The following is a 21,085-nucleotide window of genomic DNA, read 5'->3' on the forward strand; positions in this document are numbered from 1 at the left end:
CGCCGGAGAACGGCGGGTTTTTTATTTTGTCTCGGCGGGGTTTTTTGTCATTAATGTTTCCAGCAGTGATGCTGAAACAGGTATAAGTCCCATTTTCAAACCAAAAGGTTTAAAGACCCGATTCATCACTTCAAGGGAGTAGTTACCCTTATTGTTTTCGATATCCGAAATGGTCTTACGTGAGACGGAAACGAGTTCAGCATACTTTTCCTGTTTCAAGCTAAGGATCTCGATTCTAAGTTTCCGCAAGGCTTCCCCCTGACTTACTTGTCCGGTGATAACTTGAAAGGTTATAGAACGAATTAACTCCGTTCTCTCAATCGCGTTAATGTGAGGAACTTCAGAGGTCGCACGCTGGCGGTTTTCGTTTTTCTTGAGCTCTACACCTTCTGGTATAAGTCGCTCAGATTGCTCGCTGGAGAGATTCTGTTGGCGTAAGTGCTCAATCGTTTGGCGTATCTCTTGTTGTTTATCAGGACGGCTCATAATAATCCCCAGCGAGACAGTTTTTCAGGAATAGTGCTAAAGCCCATTGCCGTGAGTTCCTGGTAGTAGTGAAACTCAGCTCGCAGGATATTACAGTCCACTTCGCTACGTGAGCCACGTGGATATTTCACCAAATACCAGTCATCTTTGCAGTCACAATTATCCTGCCAGCTATCAATCCAGACACGCTGATCTTCACGGCAGCGAAGCAATAGCTTCGGTGCCTCGCCTCCGGCCCCTGTAGCGCCTCCTGCAGAAGCTCCTCTTTGTTGGGCGTAATCTAAGAAATCAGCGGCACGATTTTTTACGTCATCAAAGGAAAAGGTGATTGTTTCTGCATATGGGCTGGCTTCAGGTAAAGATTCCTTAATTCGCAGATTGCCAACAGGGGCGATAGTACCGTATTTCAGTAAAACGAAGTTTTGCTGAGCCGCGCTTAATCCTTCCAGATCGAGGTAGTTGATCCAATAGCGCCGGCTGGAGCCGCTTGGAATAACGTCGTCCAGCCATTTCATCCAGCCAGGTTTACCGTCGTTATCGAAGTAAAGCGAGACAGGATGATTTGTGGAAACAGCATGGCAATCATCCATTTCAAGATATTCAATAGCATAATCAGTCAGATAATGGATCTCTGTCGTCTGCCAATCGTTTCTGTCGGAGGCAGGAAAAGTCAGGGTTGCAATATCTTCCCACTGCTCATTCAGATAAGCCTGTACGGTAAGTTGCTCCATAATGCCTCCTGGTATAATGAGTGAAATATTACACCTTAAATGAAGGCTTATCCATTAATGACACTTTTATCGCACATTAATGGGATGCTTAAAGATTTGTGTAACTTATAAGTTACATTAATTGTTCAAATGAAGAGAGATTACTTCTGCAATTCAAGCAACTGATCGGGAGTCACCGCCGGATAACCTTGCGCATCTTCAGGGACTTCTTGTTGGGCCGGAATCGGAACTAAGGGGCCCAGGAAGCGAGGTTCGCGTTTGAAGAGATAGAGATCGGCCAGCGCACCAAAGCGGGCGCCAAATTCACGCACACGAACATTCCACATATTTTTAGGCGAAGGCACTGCGTAGCACTGCGCCTGAATGCCCATGTGCAGGGCGATAAACAGCGCGCGTTCGCAATGGAAGCGTTGGGTGATGATGATGAAATCGTTGGTGTCGAAGACTTTACGCGTGCGCACGATGGAATCGAGCGTACGGAAACCTGCGTAATCCAGCACGATATCCGCCGGATCGACGCCTGCGGCGATCAAATCCTTACGCATGGTCATCGGCTCGTTGTAGCTTTGCAGGGCGTTATCACCACTCAACAGCAGGTAGTTCACCTTTCCGCTGTTATAAGCATTGAGTGCGCCCTGAATGCGATAACGGTAATACTGATTGATAACACCGGTGCGGTAATACTTCGCTGTGCCCAGAACGACGCCGACCTGACGGTAGGGCAAGTCCTGCAGTTCGTCGTAGATATACGGGGCGGTTTTCCAGCTGATCCAGCGGTCAAGACCCAACGCAGTCAACAGCAGCAGGCCGAAGAGGACTAACAGGCTGTATAAAATGCGCTTTAACATGGACTTGACTCAGTGGTGGAAGAATATTCACTCAGGCTACTTTACCCGCCGGGCAAGAGCAAGAAACAGCAGTTTAATTGGGGGGATTTTCATCAACGCGGGCCAAACGACCCGCATTGAGGTTAGGCCAGCAGTGCGCGGTCGATGTTCTGACAGCCCAGTGCTTTCAGCGTTGCTGCCGTGGCATCCCACTGGATAAGCGGTGCATCTGCACGTTCAGCAAGCATCGCTCGCTGGATATCTGAATAGTCATAACCGTTCAGACTCAGCAGGTTCAGCGCACCCTGAAGCGGAGGCAGCGTTGGGTTGAAGGCCGCATTCTCGGCATAGCTACCGCTGAAAATCGTGCCGTCTTTCAGTTCAAGAGCCACCCCCGACGGGGAATTGCTGTAAGGCGCATGGCATTTGTTAGCCGCTTTGATTGCGGCTTGAGTCAGCTCGTCACCTTCAAGTGGATAACCGTGGTCCTGCGCATCCATCAGCAGGGTTTTGATCTCCAGGTCTTTCGGGCCAAAGGCGTCCGGCAGATAGTCTTTCAGTGAATGTGGCTCGCGGCCCGGCAGGTTGATTTGCAGCTCAAGGCCGCTGTTCAGTTCATTCATAAACTGGCGGCAGTGACCGCACGGCGTGTAGTTCACGGTGATGGCTTTCAGCGCTTTTTCACCGCGCAGCCAGGCATGGCTGATGGCGCTTTGTTCGGCGTGCACGGTTTGCTGCATGGTGGCACCGATAAATTCCATGTTGCCGCCAAAATACCAGTTACCGCTAACGCCGCGAGCGATAGCGCCCACGTTGAAATGCGACAAATCAGCACGGGCACAGGCGGCCGCCAGTGGCAGCAGCGCGAAAGCCAGCGCGTCTTCATCCAGTCCCGTGGCTGATTTCAGCGTGGAGACCTGCCCGGCGCTAAACAGGGCAGGGAAGTGCGTATCAGCCAGCATCGGGGCCAGGGCTGACTGCAATTCTGCGCTAAGCTGCGGGAAAGCAGAGTGAAAACGTGGGTGCATGGCGTTGCCTCATTACAGGTTTAAGGGATCGTAGTGTACGGACCTGTTACCGGATAATGTGTGATTTATATCTCACTATTTATGCAACTTATGAAATTTGAATGAAATTTGTGTGATGTGTCGCGTTATCCCACCACGGCCAGGATCAGCGGAAACAGGAACGGGGCCAGCAGCGAAGTGATTATCCCACAGATAACCAGTGCCAGAGAGCTGAACGCGCCTTCCTGAAAATCCAGTTCCGCACAACGTGCAGTGCCGAGTGCGTGAGAAGCAGTTCCCATCGCCAGACCGCGCGCTGCTTTGGTGTGAATGCGCATCAGATTCAATAAGGTGTGGCCAAACACTGCGCCAAGGATCCCGACGAAAATCACGCACACCGCACTGATAGCCGGAATGCCCCCGATGCTGCCGCCGACCGCCATCGCAATGGGGGTTGTCACGGATTTCGGCAGAACGGATGCGGCGATTTCAGGGGTTGCTCCCATCAGCAGCGCAACTGTTGTGCCAGTCACCATCGCCACCACGCTACCGACAAAACAGATAGTAATAATGGATTTCCAGCGGGCGCGAATCTGATGCAACTGTTCGTACAGCGGAAAAGCCAGCGCCACGACAGCGGGTTGCAGCAGATCGTTGAGGATTTTGCTGCCCTGGAAATAGTGATCGTAGGGAATGCCAGTCAGCAGCAGGAAAGGAATAATCACCACCATGGCGACCAGCAAAGGGTTCAGCAGTGGCATTTTGAAGTGAGCCGCGAGTTTACGTGCTGCGAAGAACACCACCAATGTGAGCGGCAGAGACCACCAGATGTCGTGCATCATTTGTCGGCTCCTTTCTGGCCTACCACTTTGCGTTCACCGTGAACGATATGCGAGCTCCAGCTCACCACCAAAAACACCACCAGCGTGCTGACAGCACAAGACACCACCACCGGGCCAAACTGGGCACGCAGCAAGTCGTAATACTGCATCACGCCCACGCCAATCGGCACAAACAGCAGCGCCATATAGCGGATAAGCACGTAGCAACCGGGGTTAACCCATTTCGCGGGAAGGATTTGCAAAGCCAGCAGCACAAACAGGATAAGCATCCCGATAATGCTACCGGGAATGGTGATAGGTAACAGCGAAGCGAGAAAGATGCCAGCGTACAGACAGGCGTAAATCAGCACAAATGCACGCAGGTATTGCCAGATGATGTTCAATGATTTGCTCATGGTCGTCGCCCTTGATGGAACGCATTCATCATACAATTAAAGCCAGTTATGTGCTACCGATCACATCATGAATTCTGAGCATACTCACTATTCCTTTTCGCCACACGTCGCAAATCGCCTGAATAAAGGAGAAATCAATAGCTTTCAGTGTAGTACAGAAGGGGCTTCAAACCGTGCGACAACAACGCTACCATAGCGCCTCTTTTTCCTCCGGATACTGATATGCGTGTTCTGCTGGCGCCGATGGAAGGCGTGCTCGACTCACTGGTTCGCGGCCTGCTGACTGAAGTTAATGATTACGATTTGTGCATCACCGAGTTCCTGCGTGTGGTGGACCAACTGCTGCCGGTAAAATCCTTCCATCGCTTGTGCCCGGAGTTGCTCAATCATAGCCGTACGGCTTCCGGCACGCTGGTTCGTGTTCAGCTCTTAGGCCAGTATCCTGAGTGGCTGGCGGAAAACGCAGCGCGTGCGGTAGAACTGGGGTCGTGGGGCGTTGATCTTAACTGCGGTTGCCCGTCGAAAGTGGTCAATGGCAGTGGCGGCGGGGCGACGCTACTTAAAGATCCTGATTTGATCTACCGCGGGGCCAAAGCCATGCGCGAAGCCGTTCCCGCGCATTTGCCCGTCACGGTGAAAGTGCGTCTCGGCTGGGACAGCAGCGACCGGCAGTTTGAGATTGCCGATGCGGTGCAACAGGCCGGAGCCACGGAACTGGTGGTTCACGGTCGTACCAAAGACGATGGTTACAAAGCTGAACGTATTAACTGGCAGGCGATCGGTGAGATCCGTCGTCGGCTGACGATTCCGGTGATTGCTAATGGTGAAATCTGGGACTGGCAAAGCGCACAGGACTGTATGGCGGCTACCGGTTGCGATTCAGTGATGATTGGTCGCGGCGCGCTGAATATCCCCAACCTCAGCCGGGTGGTGAAATACAACGAGCCGCGCATGCCGTGGAACGGAGTGATGCAGTTGCTGCGAAAATACAGCCGTCTGGAAAAGCAGGGCGATACTGGCCTGTATCATGTCGCGCGCATCAAGCAGTGGCTGGGCTATCTGCGTAAAGAGTATGCCGAGGCCACTGAACTGTTCACCACCATCCGCATCTTGCAGGATTCCGCGTCCATTGCCGCAGCCATAGAACGCGAATCTGTCCGCTGGCCTTAAGCGGGCTTACGCGCACTCAACAGGAAAATCATCGGGCGCTCTTTTTCTTCCTCGAGCGCTGGATTCGCAGCAATTTGTGCGGCGTCCGGACCCCATTCATCGACGTGCTCAATCACAAACCCAGCGGCAGTCAACGCGTTAATCCACGTGGAAAGTTTGCGATGCTGCTTTTTCACGCCTTCCGCAAACCAGTTACTGATGCGCACCCCTTCCTGCTGATAATGATTCACAGGCCAGGATTTTTGCCCCTCATTATCGACAAACCAGCCTTGCTTCAGCGCAGCGGTGTAGATGGGATGCTCGGCGGAAAATACGATTTTCCCGCCTGGTTTCAGCGCCTGAAATAGCGTGGCGAAAAGCCCATCGATATTTTCCAGGTAATGCAACGCCAAAGAACTGTAGGCGAGATCGAGACTTGCAGCAGGCAGTTGCAGGGCTTCCAGGTCTTCGCGCTGATAGGTTATTTGCGAACCTGATGTCATTTCACGTGCGCGTTCCAGCATCTTTTCTGACACGTCGAGCCCCAGAATATTCGCTGCGCCTTGTTCCTGCGCCCAGCGGCAAAACCAACCGTAGCCACAGCCTAAATCGATAAGGGATTTGCCCTGAATCTCGGGCAGCATTTTTTGCAGTGCTGGCCATTCTGGCGCACCGTCCAGCCCTTTCACCGAGCGGTCAAGGGTGGCGTAACCGGCAAAAAACTGCGGGTCGTCATAAATATTTTGGGCCATAGGTCCTCCTGAACGTTTGCCTTCACTGGCTGGGGGAAGTATACGGACTTTCACTCTTAATGATGTGAATTATGAATACATTCGACTAATCAATGGATTATGCAAATACTCAGGAGAAGCATGTCGGGATATGTCAGGCTATTGCTTTTTGTGCAGTGCCACGCTTTCCTAAACGCTCATTTGCATTTTTAGATTAAGATGCGCGTCCTTTCCGAAGACAGAAAATTCTATGAAACGTACTGCTCTCTATGCCGCAATGATCGGTCTGCCGCTGGCTGTTGCCTTGTCCGGCTGTGCGCCGTCTCATGACACTGGCGCACCTTTACAACAGCAATTACCGGCAACGCATGTTGATAACTCACTGCCTGCGGCGCTGCAAAATGGCTGGCCGCAAAGCAGCTGGTGGCAGGATTATCACGATCCGCAGTTGAATACTCTGATCAGCAGCGCGTTGAGCAATGCCCCTGATATGCAGGTGGCAAAACAACGTATCAAACTGGCGGAAGCGCAGGCACAGATGGCGCAGTCTCAGCTTGGCCCGGAAGTGGATTTTGGCGCGAATGTTGAACGCCAGAAAATGTCCGCAGAGGGCCTGATGGGGCCGTTTGCCACCGACGAAGGCGGCAACACTGGCCCGTGGTATACCAACGGGACTTTCGGGTTAACCGCGAACTGGGATCTCGACCTGTGGGGTAAAAACCGCGCACTGGTGCAGTCTCGTATCGGTGAAGTCAAAGCCCGTGCCGCCGAGCTGGCGCAAACCCAGCAAGTGCTGGCAAGCAGCGTCGCACGTCTGTACTGGCAATGGCAGACAGAAGCGGCAATCAAACAGGTGCTTGAACAGGTTAAAAACGAGCAGAGCAACATTATTTCCGTCGACAAAGCGTTGTATCAGCGCGGCATTACCTCTTCCGTGGAAGGCGCTGAAAACGACATCAACGTCAGTAAAACCGATCAACAGTTGACGGAAGTTGCGGGCAACATGAAGGAAATTGAAGCCCGTCTGATGGCGCTCACCAACAGCCAGAGCAGCAAATTGTCGCTGCATCCGGTTACGCTGCCTGCGGTGAAAACCCAGATGCCAGCCACGTTGGGTTATGAACTGCTGGCTCGTCGCCCTGATTTGCAAGAAGCACATTGGTACATTCAGGCTTCGATGAGCGAAGTGGATGCCGCGAAAGCCGCGTTCTATCCGGATATCAACCTGATGGCTTTCCTGCAACAGGACGCGCTGCACTTGAGTGATTTGTTCCGCCATTCCGCGAATCAGATGGGCGTGACAGCAGGCTTAACGTTGCCAATTTTCGACAGCGGGCGCCTGAACGCCAATCTTGATATCGCCGATGCGCAGCGCGATCTCTCGGTGGCGAACTACAACAAAGCCGTGGTAGATGCGGTGAATCAGGTGGCGAAAACGGCAAGTCAGGTTGAAACGCTGATGGAGAAAAACCAGCAACAGCAGCAGGTCATCAAAGACGCGGATCGGGTTGTACAGCAAGCTCAGGCACGTCTTGCCGCCGGGATCGTATCTGGCTCTCAAGTCAGCCTCGCGAAGCTGTCGCCTTTGCAAGAGCAGATAGGTGCCCTGCGCCTGCAGGGTCAATGGGTGGACGCCAGTATCCAGCTGACTTCCGCACTGGGCGGTGGCTACCACTACACCGGCAAATAACACCTCTCACCGACTTTCCTATACTTACCTCCTGGGTCAACGCCAGGAGGTTCCCATGACGACAAAAGTCGCGGTCGTGACCGCATCCGATTCCGGTATCGGTAAACAGTGTGCCTTGCAGCTTGCGCAGAAGGGGTTCTCGGTCGGTGTGACCTGGCACTCTGATGAACAAGGTGCAAGGCAAACTGTGCAGGAAATTACCGCCCTCGGCCAGCAAGCGCAGGCCATTCAGCTTGATTTAAGCCATCTTCCGCAAGGCGCACAAGCGCTTGAAACGCTGATTCAACGGTTAGGTCGTATTGACGTATTGGTGAATAACGCCGGGCGAATGACCAAAGCTTCGGTGCTGGATGTCACCCTTGACGACTGGCGCGCCACCTTTTGTGTGGATGTGGAAGGGGCGTTGCTCTGCTCCCAGATTGCGGCCCGGCATATGATTGCGCAGGGCGACGGAGGGCGAATCATCAATATCACCTCGGTGCACGAACATACGCCGTTGCCGCAGGCCAGCGCATACACTGCCGCAAAACATGCATTAGGTGGGCTAACGAAGTCACTGGCGCTGGAGCTTGTCAGCCACAATATTCTGGTCAATGCGGTCGCGCCCGGGGCTATCGCCACGGCGATGAATAATCTCAGTGATGACGATGTGAAGGCAGGTTCGATGCCGCATATCCCGATTGCCCGCCCAGGGAAAACCGAGGAAATTGCGGGCATGGTGACATGGCTGTGTTCGGATGATGCTTCGTATGTCACCGGGCAGTCGATGATCGTGGACGGCGGTTTTATGCTGGTCAATCCGCAGTTTTTGAACGAGAAAAGCTAACGATTAAGGCGCAAATTACTGCGCCTTTTTGTCTTTACGCCAGAACCACACGCGCACCGCGATAACGGCCGCAACCACAATAATCAGCCACGCCCAGTGTTTAAGGTGCTGGTCGAGATTGTGAAGCCATGGCCCAATGACTTCCCCACCCAAGTAGCCAAGCGTCGTGAACAGTAACGCCCACACAACCGCGCCAAAAATATTCAGCGGTAAGAACACTTTGGGGGGCAAGCGGCTGGCGCCAATCAGCACCGGGCCAATCACCCGGAAGCCGTACATAAAACGGGTGCCGATCACAAACAGGTAAGGGTGATTCTGGATGAGCTTTTGCGCCTTTTGAATTTTCTTCTGATGGCGGGAAAAGCGCTTTAACAAGCGGCCGCCGAAATGACGCCCAAGCAGGTAAAGTACCTGGTCACCAATCATGCCGCCGAGGGCGACCGAAACGACCACAAGCCAGAATTTTAGCAACCCCTGGTGGGCTGCCACACCGCCAAGCAGGGTGACGGTTTCTCCCTCAGCAATCGACCCAACCACCAGCGCGGCATAGCCGTAATGGCTAATCAGACTATTGATATCCATACAGGTTTACAGGCTCCCTGAAACTTCAGTTCTTTTAAGCATACACCTCTGAATCACAATCACCAGGCAACGGGTTGACTCCTTATTGGCTCTTTTTTGAGCTGTACAAACTATAATCTCCAGCCTGCATTATACTTACGGTGTGCTGTACGAAGCCGTGAAAGGGGGCTTTATGAACCATGTCTGGGGACTTTTCTCCCATCCTGATCGTGAAATGCATGTTATTCAGAGCGAAAACGAAACTGTTTCGCACCACTACACTCATCATGTTCTGGCGATGGCGGCCGTGCCGGTGGTCTGCGCCTTTATCGGCACCACGCAAATTGGCTGGAACTTCGGCGATGGCACGATAGTTAAACTCTCGCTGTTTACCGGTTTCGCGCTGGCCGTGCTGTTTTACGCGTTGATGCTGGCCGGGGTAGCGGTGATGGGCCGTGTCATCTGGTGGATGGCGCGTAACTATCCTCAACGCCCGTCGCTGAAACGCTGCATGGTGTTTGCCGGGTATATCGCGACCCCGATTTTTCTTAGCGGGATTGTGGCGCTCTATCCGCTGGTCTGGCTTTGTGCGCTGGTGGGCACCATAGCGCTGTGCTACACCGGTTATCTGCTTTATATCGGTATTCCGACCTTCCTGGGAATCAATCGTGAAGAAGGCCTGAGCTTTGCCAGTTCGACACTTGCCATCGGGGTGCTCGTTTTGGAAGTGCTGCTGGCGCTGACGGTGATCCTCTGGGGCTATGGCTACCGCCTGTTCTGACCTCAACCATAGCTGGTGCTGATTATATTAGCGCCAGCTATGCATCATTTATTCACGATTAACTTCTGGTATGAGAAAGCTCTGGCACGGTATGATGCGGCCTTGCGTTTGTCTTGCGGACAACGGCCTGACTTCCCTAACTTGCATAATTACCAGACTTCTCATCATGCTAAAATTTCGAGTTTCCTTGCTCAGCCTGGCGCTGATGCTGGCTGTGCCTTTTGCGCCTCAGGCGCTTGCTAAACCTGCCGCGACGGCGAATGCATCCCAACCAGAAATTGCTTCTGGCAGCGCGATGATCGTGGACCTCAACACCAACAAAGTGATTTACGCCAGCGAGCCGGATCTGGTGCGCCCGATTGCGTCGATAACCAAGTTGATGACCGCCATGGTGGTGCTGGATGCGCATCTGCCGCTGGATGAAATGCTGAGCGTGGATATTAGCCAGACGCCTGAAATGAAAGGGATTTATTCGCGTGTACGCCTGAACAGCCATATCAGCCGCAAAAACATGCTGCTGCTGGCGCTGATGTCCTCAGAAAACCGTGCTGCGGCAAGTCTGGCGCACCATTATCCTGGCGGCTATGACGCATTTATTCGTGCAATGAATGCAAAAGCCAAATCGCTGGGCATGACCCACACCAAATACGTAGAGCCCACCGGGCTGTCTATTCATAACGTTTCGACTGCGCGTGACCTCACCAAACTGCTGATAGCCACCAAACAGTACCCGCTGATTGGTCAGTTGAGCACCACCAAAGAAGACATGGCGACCTTCAGCAACCCGAACTACACGCTGCCGTTCCGTAACACTAACCATCTGGTGTATCGCGAAAACTGGAATATCCAACTGACCAAAACTGGCTTCACCAACGCTGCCGGTCACTGTCTGGTGATGCGTACCGTGATGAACAATCGCCCGGTGGCGATGGTGGTGATGGATGCTTTCGGGAAGTACACACACTTTGCCGACGCCAGCCGTCTGCGCACCTGGATTGAAACCGGGAAAGTGATGCCGGTTCCGCCAGCCGCGCTGAGCTATAAGAAGCAGAAGGAAGCGCAGATGGCGAATGCCATTCTGAATGAGCAGCCTGCCACGCAGGCGGACTAAGATTCGCTGATGGAAGTGCCGGGTGGCGGCTACGCCTTACCCGGCCTACAAAAGCTCTGGACTGGGTTCGTAGCCGCAACCGGGCAATTCCCCTCCCAGCAAAAATTTATTCAGGCAACGTCCAGTCGCCATCATTTAAAGGCCGCTGAACAATCAACGTATCTCGCCAGTCACCCATTTTATACCCCACGCTTCTCAGCTGACCTGCCACTTCAAAGCCGTGTTTTTTATGCAATCGCAATGAACCTGCATTGTTATTGCCGTCGCCGATAACGGCAACCATCTGTCGCCATTGGCCTTGTTCACACAGCTCAATCAGCTTCGTCAGCAGGGAACTGCCGACACCGCGGCCTGTCATGCTGGCATCGACGTAGATAGATTCTTCAAGGGTGTAGCGGTAGGCAGGGCGAGGGCGATATTGGCTGGCGTAGCAGTAGCCGACAATAATGCCGCGATACAACGCCACCAGCCACGGCAAACTTTGCTGGCTGACGAGAGCCATACGCTCACGCATTTCGTCAACGGAAGGGGGCACTTCTTCGAAGGAGGCGCGGCCGTTTAACACATGCCAGGCGTAAAGTGAGGCGATCGCATCGGCATCGTCGGGCTTTGCTTCACGGATCTCCACTTCAGGGCCATATAAAACATCTACTGCTGACATGATGTTAACTCCTCAGTCTGGCTGGTCAGAGAAACGTTTCTCTGACCGTTCAGGCCTACTGTAATACGGAGTCTGGCCGCATTAAACACCTCCCCCTTAATTCAGGGGGGGCGTTGCTTCAGTTACGTTATCGGCTTGTTCCGACGGGCGAGCTTCTCCCCAGTATTTCTGCTTACTGGTCTTACCAATGCCGGGGTTCATGCTGTTGGTCGGGTCATTTTCACGATAAAACTGTTTTAAACTGTCGGCGGCTTCATAAAGATGGCCAACGTTATGTTCCGCAGGATATTGTGCGCCGCGCTCACGGAGCAGGGCGAGCATTTGCTCTTTCAGCGCGTGAGCATCCACGCCTTTCTTCACGATGTAATCCTGGTGGAATACGTGACACATAAAGTGACCGTAATAGAGCTTGTAGACAATCTGGCTGTCGATTTCCGGCGGCAACTGTTCAAACCATTCGGTGTCATTACGACGCAGGGCGATATCTAACGCCAGGATGTCTTCCACTTCATCGGCATGCACGGCCTGATAGCGAATGGCTGCGCCTGCTGCTGCGAAGCGGTGAAGAAACGCTTTGCTGCCTTCTTCTGGTGTACAGGCGAAAAATGCGCCTTCAGCGGATTGGAAATACTCCGCTAACCAGGTCTGCGCTTCATCAATACCGTCGCCTGCCATCTTGAGCATTAAATGATGCTCGTACTGGTTACGGTAACTTTTCATTCGCTCTGGCAAATGCGCCGGGAAGGCATGCCCCAACTTCTGCATAAAGCGGTCGGTGAAGTGCGGTTTGAACAGCGGCACTTTCTCCAGCATCGCGTCGGTGCGGCCTTTCAGGGTGAAGAAGAACGGCATTTTGTCGGTGCCGAGCTTGTCGATCATCAGGAAGGTGTCTTTGCCGTACTGCTCGGCGATGTCATAGATATCGCGGTGCATGTACTCGCCCGCCACCGGCAGATTGGCGAAATTCGCCAGCATATGACGACGAATTTCCGTCAGCACTTCTGGCTGATTGGTGCCGATGTAAAACACCTGCTGGCGTTTTTCCGCTTCAAAGGTGTCGAGGCGTGCAGCGAAAACAGCCAGTTTTCCGGCGCAGCCAGAGGATTCAAACAGGCGCTCCGGATCGGCGTTGTAACGCGCCGGGGTATCGGCATCAACGTCGCGTACGCGGGTCACGTAATCATGATCATGCGCATGACGGCCATCATGCCTTACGTCACTGTCCTTAATGCGGTCATCGTCAAGCTTGCTAAGGATTTGCTCTGGCGTTTCGCCCAGATCAATACCCAGATGGTTCACCAGCTGCAATTTCCCGTCTTCGTTGATACGTGCGAAGAGCGACATTTCGGTGTACGCCGGGCCGCGCTGAACCAGCGATCCGCCGGAGTTATTGCAGATCCCGCCGATCACCGAAGCGCCGATACAGGAAGAGCCGATCACGGAGTGAGGCTCACGGCCCAGCGGTTTGAGCGCTTTTTCAAGCGAATACAGCGTGGTGCCCGGATAAGCCAGAACCTGCTGGCCTTTATCCAGCAGGTGCAGTTTGTCGAGGCGCAGGGTGCTGATAATGACAATCTGCCTGTCGTAATCGTTGCCGTTCGGGGTTGACCCTTCGGTCAGGCCTGTGTTGGCGGCCTGCATCAGAATGATTTTGTCGGCGTCGACGCAGGCGCTCAGGACGCGCCAAAGTTCGAGCAAACTGCCGGGAAAGACAACGGCGAGTGCATCGCCTTGTCCGGAACGAAAGCCCTTGCGATAGCGGGCGGTTTTGGCCGGGTCGGTCAGCAGGTGTGAATGGCCGACAAGGCGTGTCAGTTCTGCGATGAAAGCGGTGTTATCAGTTGTTGTTGTGGAGGACATCATCCCACTCCTTGTGGTGTAGCAATTAGTGCGTGCCTCAAGGATAGCGCTTTGTATGACAATTTGGAGCAAGAATGCAGCGAAAAATCGGAGCGTTACCCCTCCTTTGTGTTCGCTACCTCTTCTGGCTTATGGCAAACTGCTGTTTTTGGCACGCTTTTGCCGAGATACCCGGCCCGTTGAGAGAGTGAATAGAAGATGAAATGGCTATGTTCTGTAGGGGTTGCCGTTAGCCTTGCGCTGCACCCGGCGATGGCAGACGAGATGTTCGGTAATCACCCATTAACCCCGCAGGCGCGGGATGCGTTTGTCACCGATCTGCTGAAAAAAATGACCGTGGATGAAAAAATCGGTCAGCTTCGTCTGATTAGCGTCGGGCCAGATAACCCGAAAGAAGCCATCCGCGAGATGATCAAAGACGGGCAAGTCGGCGCCATTTTCAACACTGTCACGCGTCAGGATATCCGCGCGATGCAGGATCAGGTGATGCAACTCAGCCGCCTGAAAATTCCTCTGTTCTTCGCTTACGACGTGGTTCACGGTCAGCGTACCGTCTTCCCGATTAGCCTTGGTCTGGCTTCTTCCTTTAACCTCGATGCGGTGCGTACCGTAGGGCGCGTTTCGGCCTATGAAGCCGCAGACGATGGGCTGAATATGACCTGGGCGCCGATGGTGGATGTCTCGCGCGATCCGCGCTGGGGCCGTGCTTCCGAAGGCTTTGGTGAAGATACTTATTTAACGTCGATGATGGGTAAAACCATGGTCGAAGCGATGCAGGGTAAAAGCCCGGCAGAACGCTACTCCGTGATGACCAGCGTCAAGCACTACGCGGCTTACGGCGCGGTAGAAGGCGGCAAAGAGTACAACACCGTCGACATGAGCCCACAGCGTCTGTTCAACGACTACATGCCTCCGTACAAAGCGGGGCTGGATGCGGGTAGCGGCGGCGTGATGGTTGGTCTCAATTCGCTGAACGGCACGCCAGCCACCTCGGATTCGTGGCTGCTCAAAGACGTGCTGCGCGACCAGTGGGGCTTCAAAGGCATCACCATTTCTGACCATGGCGCTATCAAAGAACTCATCAAGCATGGTACGGCGGCTGACCCGGCTGACGCGGTTCGCGTAGCCATCAACGCTGGTATCGACATGAGCATGAGCGATGAGTATTACAGCAAATACCTGCCGGAGTTGATCAAGAGCGGCAAGGTGACGATGGCGCAGGTAGACGACGCGGCACGCCATGTGCTGAACGTCAAATATGACATGGGTCTGTTCAACGATCCGTACAGCCATCTGGGGCCAAAAGACTCTGATCCACAGGACACCAACGCCGAAAGCCGTCTGCATCGTCAGGATGCACGTGAAGTTGCGCGTGAAAGCCTGGTGCTGCTGAAAAACCGCCTTGAAACGCTGCCATTGAAAAAATCCGGCACGATCGCCGTGGTTGGCCCTCTGGCTGACAGCAAGCGTGACGTGATGGGAAGCTGGTCTGCGGCAGGCGTTGCCGATCAATCTGTTCCGGTACTGGACGGCATTAAAAATGCGGTCGGCGATAACGCGAAAGTGATTTACGCCAAAGGCGCGAACATCACCAATGACAAAGATATCGTTAACTTCCTCAACCTGTACGAAGAAGCAGTGAAGGTTGACCCACGCACACCGAAAGCGATGATTGATGAAGCGGTTGCCGCTGCTAAACAGTCCGACGTGGTTGTGGCTGTGGTCGGCGAAGCGCAGGGCATGGCGCATGAAGCTTCCAGCCGTACCGATATCAGCATTCCACAAAGTCAGAAAGACTTGATTGCCGCCCTGAAAGCGACCGGGAAACCACTGGTGCTGGTGCTGATGAACGGCCGTCCGTTAACACTGGTGCAGGAAGACCAGCAGGCCGATGCGATTCTGGAAACCTGGTTCGCGGGCACGGAAGGCGGCAATGCCATCGCCGACGTGCTGTTCGGGGATTACAACCCATCGGGCAAGCTGCCGATGTCCTTCCCGCGCTCTGTGGGTCAGATCCCAACGTATTACAGCCACCTGAATACCGGCCGCCCGTATAACGCCGATAAGCCGAACAAGTACACCTCCCGCTACTTTGATGAAGCGAATGGTCCGCTGTATCCGTTCGGTTACGGCCTGAGCTACACCACCTTCAGCGTGTCTGATGTGAAGCTTTCTTCACCAACGATGAAGCGTGATGGCAGCGTGACGGCAAGCGTTGACGTGACGAACACCGGCAAGCGCGAAGGCGCAACCGTCATGCAGATGTACGTGCAGGACGTGACCGCCTCGATGAGCCGCCCGGTGAAACAGCTGCGCGGCTTTGAGAAAGTGAACCTCAAGCCGGGTGAAACCAAAACCGTCAGCTTCCCGATTGATGAGAGTGCGCTGAAGTTCTGGAATCAGCAGATGAAATACGCCGCTGAGCCAGGCAAATTTAACGTCTTTATCGGCGTGGATTCTGCCCGCGTGAAACAGGGCGAGTTCGAACTGCAGTAAACCCAATGCCGGGCGGCGACTTCGTCTTGCCCGGCCTACAACTCCCGCATTTTCTGTAGGCCGGGCAAACAACGTGCCGCCCGGCAATACAGCCCAAATTTTGCCGCTTCGCTTAAAACCTGCTTTCTATTTCAACATTTGAGATTTCGTAACGGCCAATCCTGGGCTATCTTTTTAATCTAACGCCCTGAAAATACACAGCAGAAGAGGAATAAGCATGACAGTGAAAACATGGGGTATTGCCGGGGCGCTGCTGCTTGCAGCTACCGCGCAGGCGGCGGAGCCTGTCAAAGTGGGGTCAAAAATTGATACCGAAGGGGCTCTGCTGGGCAACATCATTTTGCAGGTGCTGGACAGCCACGGCGTGAAAACCGTCAACAAAGTACAGCTTGGCACCACGCCAGTTGTCCGCGGCGCAATCACTTCAGGTGAACTGGATATCTATCCGGAATACACCGGCAACGGCGCTTTCTTCTTCAAAGATGAAAACGATCCGGCCTGGAAGAACGCGGCTCAGGGCTACGAAAAAGTGAAGAAGCTGGATGCTGAACAAAACAAGCTTATCTGGCTGACGCCTGCTCCGGCGAATAACACCTGGACCATCGCGCTGCGCAAGGACCTGGCCGAGAAAAACAAACTCACTTCGCTTGATGATTTAAGCGCTTACCTGAAAAAAGGCGGCACCTTTAAGCTGGCCGCTTCGGCGGAGTTTATCGAACGCCCGGATGCGTTACCGGCCTTTGAAAAGGCCTACAACTTCAAACTCGACCAGAGCCAATTGCTTTCACTGGCAGGCGGTGACACGGCGGTGACTATCAAAGCCGCGGCTCAGCAAACGTCGGGCGTGAATGCGGCGATGGCCTACGGAACCGACGGCCCGGTGGCTGCGCTGGGGCTGCAAACGCTGACTGACCCTAAAGGCGTGCAGCCAATCTATGCGCCCACTCCGGTGGTGCGTGAAGCCGTACAAAAAGAGTATCCGCAGATTGGCGACTGGCTGAAACCGGTCTTTGAAAAGCTGGATGAAAAGACGTTGCAAACGCTGAATGCCAGCATTGCAGTTGAAGGGCTGGAAGCGAAGAAAGTGGCTGCTGACTGGCTGAAACAACAAGGGCTAGTGAAGTAACTTCGTGCGAATATCCTGTCATAACCGTGTGGTGCTGCTGTTGGTGCTGATTGCACTGGCAGCAGCCGTTCTGCCGTTTGTTAACTACGCGCCAAACAGGCTGGTGTCAGGCGAAAGCCGCCAGCTCTGGCAAATCTGGCCATTTCCTCCCGCGCTTTTACTGATTGCGCCGCTGCTGCTGGCGGGGCTGAGCCTGATCCCTGGCCGTCTTGCGTTAGCGTTCACCTTGCTCCTGGCACAATTGCTGTTTGTTGCGCTTTTCTGGAGCAGCGGCAAGGCTGCGACCTGGCTTGCGCAAAGTGGAAGCCCGCTGGCACGAACCTCGCCCGGTAGCGGATTATGGCTGTGGCTGGCGGTCACGCTGCTGATTTGCAGTGATGCGATTCGCCGGTTGGCTGCGGGTTCTCTCTGGCGTTGGCTGTTGAATGCGCAAATCTGGATCTTGCCTGTGGCGCTGTTGTGGTCTGGCGAACTGGACTCCCTTTCGTTGATGAAAGAGTACTTCAATCGCCAGGACGTCTTTGACAGTGCGCTCCAGCAGCATCTGATTTTGCTGTTTGGTACGCTGCTGCCGGGTTTGCTGATTGGCGTGCCGCTTGGCCTGTGGTGCTGGCGCTATCAAGGCAGGCAAACCCGTGTCTTCACCGTGCTGAATGTCATTCAAACCATTCCTTCCGTGGCACTGTTTGGCTTGCTGATTGCGCCGCTTGCCGGATTGGTAAAACACTTTCCGTTACTTTCCAGTTGGGGAATCGGCGGCACAGGGCTGACGCCTGCTTTAATCGCCCTGGTGCTGTATGCACTGTTGCCACTGGTGCGCGGTGTGGTGGCGGGTATGCAACAGGTCGCTGCGGATGTCATGGAAAGCGCGGCGGCGATGGGCATGAGCCGTACGCAGCGCTTCTGGAAAGTACAGCTGCCGCTGGCCTTGCCTGTGCTTTTACGCAGCTTACGCGTGGTCACAGTGCAAACCGTCGGAATGGCGGTTGTCGCGGCGCTGATTGGCGCAGGCGGCTTTGGTTCGCTGGTCTTCCAGGGCCTGCTCAGCAGCGCGCTGGATCTGGTGTTGCTTGGGGTGATCCCGGTGATCGCTCTGGCGGTGGTGGTGGATGCGCTGTTCAGTCTGTGGATAGCCTTACTGGAGGGCGACGCCCATGATTGAATTTCAGCAGGTGACAAAATTATTCGACGGCAAACCAGCGGTCAAAGAGCTGGATTTGGAGCTCAAAGAAGGGGCGTTTTCGGTGCTGATTGGCACCTCCGGCTCCGGAAAATCCACCACCCTGAAGATGATTAACCGTCTGGAAGAGCACGACAGCGGCACCATTCGCTTTGCCGGAGAAGACATCCGCCAACAGCCCGTGTTAGCGCTGCGTCGGCGTATGGGCTATGCAATCCAGTCGATTGGTTTGTTTCCCCACTGGACGGTGGCGCAAAACATTGCCACGGTGCCGCAGCTGCAGAAATGGAGCAAAGCACGAATCAATGAGCGTGTGGATGAGTTAATGGCGCTGCTGGGTCTTGAACCGTCAATGCGCGATCGCCTGCCGCACCAGCTTTCCGGCGGACAACAACAGCGCGTCGGCGTGGCTCGTGCGCTGGCGGCCAATCCTGAAGTGTTGTTGATGGACGAACCGTTTGGCGCGCTCGATCCGGTGACCCGCAACTCGCTGCAACAAGAGATGCGCCGCATTCACCAGTTGCTTGGGCGCACGATTGTGCTGGTGACGCATGACATCGATGAAGCGTTGCGCCTTGCCGATCATCTGGTGCTGATGGACAACGGCGAAGTGGTGCAGCAGGGCACGCCGCTGTCGATGCTGACGTCGCCGGAAAATGATTTTGTGCGTGAGTTTTTCGGTCGCAGTGAACTTGGGGTGAGGTTACTTTCCCTGCGAGGCGTAGCCGACTTTGTGCGTCCGAATGAACAAGTTGCAGGCGAACCGCTGCAAGCGTCGATGTCGTTGCGCGAAGCGTTATCGCTGTTTGTCGCCAGACGCAGTGAAGTCTTGCCGGTGGTTGACGAGGACGGTAAACCCTTCGGTGCTTTGCATTTTGCCGATTTGCTGAAAGGAGAGGCGAAAAGTGAAAGCCCTGCGTGATCCGCTGCTCTGGCTGCTGGTGGTGTTTGGGGTATTGCTGACGGTGATGCCCTACAGCGCGCCGTTCTTTAGCGCGCTTTTTCCGGAGTTGCCACGCCCGCTTTATCAGCAGCAAAGCTTCTGGTCGTTGACCCTGGCGCATTTTTCGCTGGTGGGTATTTCCAGCCTGGTAGCAACGCTGATTGGCGTGGGAGCAGGCATTGCGGTGACGCGCCCGGCAGGAAGGGAGTTTCGCTCGCTGGTGGAAACTATCGCCGCAATGGGGCAGACATTTCCGCCCGTGGCGGTACTGGCCATCGCCGTGCCGGTGATGGGGTTTGGCCGAGAACCAGCCATTATCGCGTTGATTTTGTATGGTGTGTTGCCGGTGTTGCAGGGTACGCTCGCCGGGCTGGCTTCAGTGCCCGCGGGTGTGTTGAGCGTGGCGCAAGGCATGGGAATGAACGGCTGGCAGCGTCTGCTGAAAGTGGAACTGCCGCTGGCGGCCCCGGTGATGATTGCCGGTATTCGCACCTCGGCTATCGTCAACATTGGTACGGCGACCATCGCGTCAACGGTCGGCGCGAATACCCTGGGCACGCCGATCATTATCGGTCTGAGCGGCTTTAATACGGCGTATGTGATTCAGGGGGCGATACTGGTGGCGATGGCGGCCATTATTGTTGACCGCGCCTTCGAGCGTCTGGCCCAGATGCTCAGCCGACACCACCGCGCACGATAAACGAGTAGCCTGCGAGCATAACGCCGCTGACACCGCCGATGGCCATCAGAACGAAGAGGGTGATCACAGCCAGTTTGGCAGGTTTCATGATGTGCTCCTTTTGTTAATCTGACGATTATACGGTGAAGCACGCTTGTTAATGAACCCTTAATTTCCCAGGCGCAGCACGTTTAGCCCCTGGTCGCGCCAGAGTTGAAGTTGTTCAATCTGGCCGGAAGGGGAGGCATCGCCACACCACACCAGCAGGGTTTGCCCATCGAACAGTTCCGGGCGCAGATGATGCAGCGAGTGCGCCAGAACGTCCACACGCCAGCCTTGCTCGCAGGCTATCCAGCCTTCCAGCCACAATCGGGTGGTATCGGTAATGTTCCAGCCAACCACCAGCGCATCGCGTCCCTGTCGTTTACGGGCAGAGGCCATACACAAGGAAATGTAGTTAATCAGCACGCCATCCAGCACACTAAGCAGCGCCTGAAGCGTGGGTTGAGAACTTTGCAAACGCAGACGTAAAGGAATAAAAAGGTGGCTCACCAGTGTCTGAGCGGGGTAGTCACGGCCTCGCTCTTTGATCCACAGCCTCAGCCGATTGAGATTGCCGTCCTGCAAAAAACGCAGCAGGGTTTCCTGATGTTCACGCCAGCCGCTCTGCTGCTCCGCTGACGCTTCGGTCAGCAGCGTTTTCACTTTACTGACCTGAACGCCGGTCTCAATCCAGCGTTTAATTTCGCGGATCCTGTCGATATCTCCGTCATTAAACAACCGATGTCCGCCATCGGTTCGTTGGGGCTTTAACAGGTCATAACGCCGCTGCCAGGCACGCAGGGTTACCGGATTTACATCACAAAGCAGAGCCACTTCACCAATTGTGTAAAGCGCCATGTCTCACCTCAGCTCGCGCATCCCCATCATAACTGTAGACGGCTTTCGTCGAACCAGGAAGAAGTGGTCGATTTTTGTTCACTTCTGCGCGCGAGGATCGCGA

The 21,085-nt window shown here is 54.5% G+C and carries 22 protein-coding genes; 10 read left to right on the forward strand and 12 right to left on the reverse strand.

Features of this window, described 5'->3' with window-relative positions:
* Positions 1–21: 21 nt before the first annotated feature.
* From ACI2I2_RS07850 to ACI2I2_RS07875, 6 genes are all read right to left on the reverse strand, one after another.
* On the reverse strand, positions 22–486 hold the full coding sequence (locus ACI2I2_RS07850) for a helix-turn-helix transcriptional regulator (RefSeq protein ID WP_404657408.1): 465 nt from the start codon (positions 484–486) through the stop codon (positions 22–24).
* The gene (locus ACI2I2_RS07855; RefSeq protein WP_404657409.1) at positions 483–1,217 is read right to left on the reverse strand and encodes a hypothetical protein; all 735 of its coding nucleotides are present in this window, start codon (positions 1,215–1,217) and stop codon (positions 483–485) included. The genes ACI2I2_RS07850 and ACI2I2_RS07855 overlap by 4 nt, the downstream gene beginning before the upstream one ends.
* A gap of 140 nt (positions 1,218–1,357) precedes the next feature.
* On the reverse strand, positions 1,358–2,065 hold the full coding sequence (gene sanA / locus ACI2I2_RS07860; RefSeq protein WP_404657410.1) for an outer membrane permeability protein SanA: 708 nt from the start codon (positions 2,063–2,065) through the stop codon (positions 1,358–1,360).
* 122 nt (positions 2,066–2,187) lie between these two features.
* Positions 2,188–3,072: a cytidine deaminase gene (gene cdd / locus ACI2I2_RS07865; RefSeq protein ID WP_404657411.1), complete on the reverse strand. Its 885-nt coding sequence runs from the start codon at positions 3,070–3,072 to the stop codon at positions 2,188–2,190.
* Positions 3,073–3,197: 125 nt separating this feature from the next.
* Positions 3,198–3,893, reverse strand: a complete 696-nt coding sequence (locus ACI2I2_RS07870) for a CidB/LrgB family autolysis modulator (RefSeq protein ID WP_404657412.1) — start codon at positions 3,891–3,893, stop codon at positions 3,198–3,200.
* A complete protein-coding gene (locus ACI2I2_RS07875) occupies positions 3,890–4,288 on the reverse strand; it encodes a CidA/LrgA family protein (protein ID WP_404657413.1) in 399 nt (132 codons plus the stop codon). Before ACI2I2_RS07875 ends, ACI2I2_RS07870 begins: the two co-directional genes overlap by 4 nt.
* Positions 4,289–4,510: 222 nt before the next feature.
* On the opposite strand from ACI2I2_RS07875, the gene dusC reads away from it, so the two are divergent.
* Complete coding sequence (gene dusC, locus ACI2I2_RS07880) at positions 4,511–5,458, forward strand: tRNA dihydrouridine(16) synthase DusC (RefSeq protein WP_404657414.1); 948 nt, start codon at positions 4,511–4,513, stop codon at positions 5,456–5,458.
* Here dusC and ACI2I2_RS07885 read toward each other — a convergent pair.
* On the reverse strand, positions 5,455–6,189 hold the full coding sequence (locus ACI2I2_RS07885; protein WP_404657415.1) for a methyltransferase domain-containing protein: 735 nt from the start codon (positions 6,187–6,189) through the stop codon (positions 5,455–5,457). The genes dusC and ACI2I2_RS07885 overlap by 4 nt on opposite strands.
* Positions 6,190–6,418: 229 nt before the next feature.
* Between ACI2I2_RS07885 and mdtQ the strand changes: the two genes are divergently transcribed.
* Positions 6,419–7,858: a multidrug resistance outer membrane protein MdtQ gene (gene mdtQ / locus ACI2I2_RS07890; protein WP_404657416.1), complete on the forward strand. Its 1,440-nt coding sequence runs from the start codon at positions 6,419–6,421 to the stop codon at positions 7,856–7,858.
* A gap of 55 nt (positions 7,859–7,913) precedes the next feature.
* Complete coding sequence (locus ACI2I2_RS07895; protein WP_404657417.1) at positions 7,914–8,684, forward strand: SDR family oxidoreductase; 771 nt, start codon at positions 7,914–7,916, stop codon at positions 8,682–8,684.
* A 15-nt stretch (positions 8,685–8,699) separates the two neighbouring features.
* On the opposite strand, the gene ACI2I2_RS07900 is transcribed toward ACI2I2_RS07895, so the two are convergent.
* Positions 8,700–9,266: a DedA family protein gene (locus ACI2I2_RS07900; RefSeq protein WP_404657418.1), complete on the reverse strand. Its 567-nt coding sequence runs from the start codon at positions 9,264–9,266 to the stop codon at positions 8,700–8,702.
* A 172-nt stretch (positions 9,267–9,438) separates the two neighbouring features.
* Here ACI2I2_RS07900 and ACI2I2_RS07905 point away from each other — a divergent pair, with 172 nt between their 5' ends.
* Positions 9,439–10,026, forward strand: a complete 588-nt coding sequence (locus ACI2I2_RS07905) for a Yip1 family protein (RefSeq protein ID WP_404657419.1) — start codon at positions 9,439–9,441, stop codon at positions 10,024–10,026.
* Positions 10,027–10,192: 166 nt separating this feature from the next.
* Positions 10,193–11,137 (forward strand): D-alanyl-D-alanine endopeptidase, encoded by a 945-nt coding sequence (gene pbpG / locus ACI2I2_RS07910; RefSeq protein WP_404657420.1) that lies wholly within the window; start codon positions 10,193–10,195, stop codon positions 11,135–11,137.
* Positions 11,138–11,243: 106 nt separating this feature from the next.
* Here the strand turns inward: pbpG and ACI2I2_RS07915 are convergent, their stop codons facing one another.
* Together ACI2I2_RS07915 and dld are read right to left on the reverse strand one after the other, a co-directional pair.
* Positions 11,244–11,798, reverse strand: a complete 555-nt coding sequence (locus ACI2I2_RS07915) for a GNAT family N-acetyltransferase (RefSeq protein WP_404657421.1) — start codon at positions 11,796–11,798, stop codon at positions 11,244–11,246.
* Between the two features lie 96 nt (positions 11,799–11,894).
* Positions 11,895–13,658 (reverse strand): D-lactate dehydrogenase, encoded by a 1,764-nt coding sequence (gene dld, locus ACI2I2_RS07920; RefSeq protein ID WP_404657455.1) that lies wholly within the window; start codon positions 13,656–13,658, stop codon positions 11,895–11,897.
* 198 nt (positions 13,659–13,856) lie between these two features.
* Here dld and bglX point away from each other — a divergent pair, with 198 nt between their 5' ends.
* The 5 genes from bglX (at position 13,857) to ACI2I2_RS07945 (ending at position 20,103) form a co-directional block, all read left to right on the forward strand.
* Complete coding sequence (gene bglX, locus ACI2I2_RS07925) at positions 13,857–16,154, forward strand: beta-glucosidase BglX (RefSeq protein ID WP_404657422.1); 2,298 nt, start codon at positions 13,857–13,859, stop codon at positions 16,152–16,154.
* 217 nt (positions 16,155–16,371) lie between these two features.
* Positions 16,372–17,280 (forward strand): ABC transporter substrate-binding protein, encoded by a 909-nt coding sequence (locus ACI2I2_RS07930; protein WP_330982439.1) that lies wholly within the window; start codon positions 16,372–16,374, stop codon positions 17,278–17,280.
* Positions 17,281–17,284: 4 nt separating this feature from the next.
* Positions 17,285–18,442: an ABC transporter permease gene (locus ACI2I2_RS07935; protein ID WP_404657423.1), complete on the forward strand. Its 1,158-nt coding sequence runs from the start codon at positions 17,285–17,287 to the stop codon at positions 18,440–18,442.
* Entirely contained in the window at positions 18,435–19,382 is a 948-nt protein-coding gene (locus ACI2I2_RS07940) for an ABC transporter ATP-binding protein (protein ID WP_404657424.1), read from the forward strand. The genes ACI2I2_RS07935 and ACI2I2_RS07940 overlap by 8 nt, the downstream gene beginning before the upstream one ends.
* Positions 19,366–20,103 carry an ABC transporter permease gene (locus ACI2I2_RS07945; protein WP_404657425.1) on the forward strand — a complete coding sequence of 246 codons (738 nt, stop codon included), beginning with the start codon at positions 19,366–19,368 and terminating at the stop codon, positions 20,101–20,103. The genes ACI2I2_RS07940 and ACI2I2_RS07945 overlap by 17 nt, the downstream gene beginning before the upstream one ends.
* On the opposite strand, the gene ACI2I2_RS07950 is transcribed toward ACI2I2_RS07945, so the two are convergent.
* Together ACI2I2_RS07950 and mlrA are read right to left on the reverse strand one after the other, a co-directional pair.
* Positions 20,078–20,191 carry a protein YohO gene (locus ACI2I2_RS07950; RefSeq protein ID WP_330982435.1) on the reverse strand — a complete coding sequence of 38 codons (114 nt, stop codon included), beginning with the start codon at positions 20,189–20,191 and terminating at the stop codon, positions 20,078–20,080. The genes ACI2I2_RS07945 and ACI2I2_RS07950 overlap by 26 nt on opposite strands.
* 59 nt (positions 20,192–20,250) lie before the next feature.
* Positions 20,251–20,982: an HTH-type transcriptional regulator MlrA gene (mlrA, locus tag ACI2I2_RS07955; protein ID WP_404657426.1), complete on the reverse strand. Its 732-nt coding sequence runs from the start codon at positions 20,980–20,982 to the stop codon at positions 20,251–20,253.
* Positions 20,983–21,085 lie beyond the last annotated feature (103 nt).

Origin of the sequence: Scandinavium sp. NPDC088450 (assembly GCF_044900545.1) — a bacterium.
Lineage (GTDB): Bacteria > Pseudomonadota > Gammaproteobacteria > Enterobacterales > Enterobacteriaceae > Scandinavium.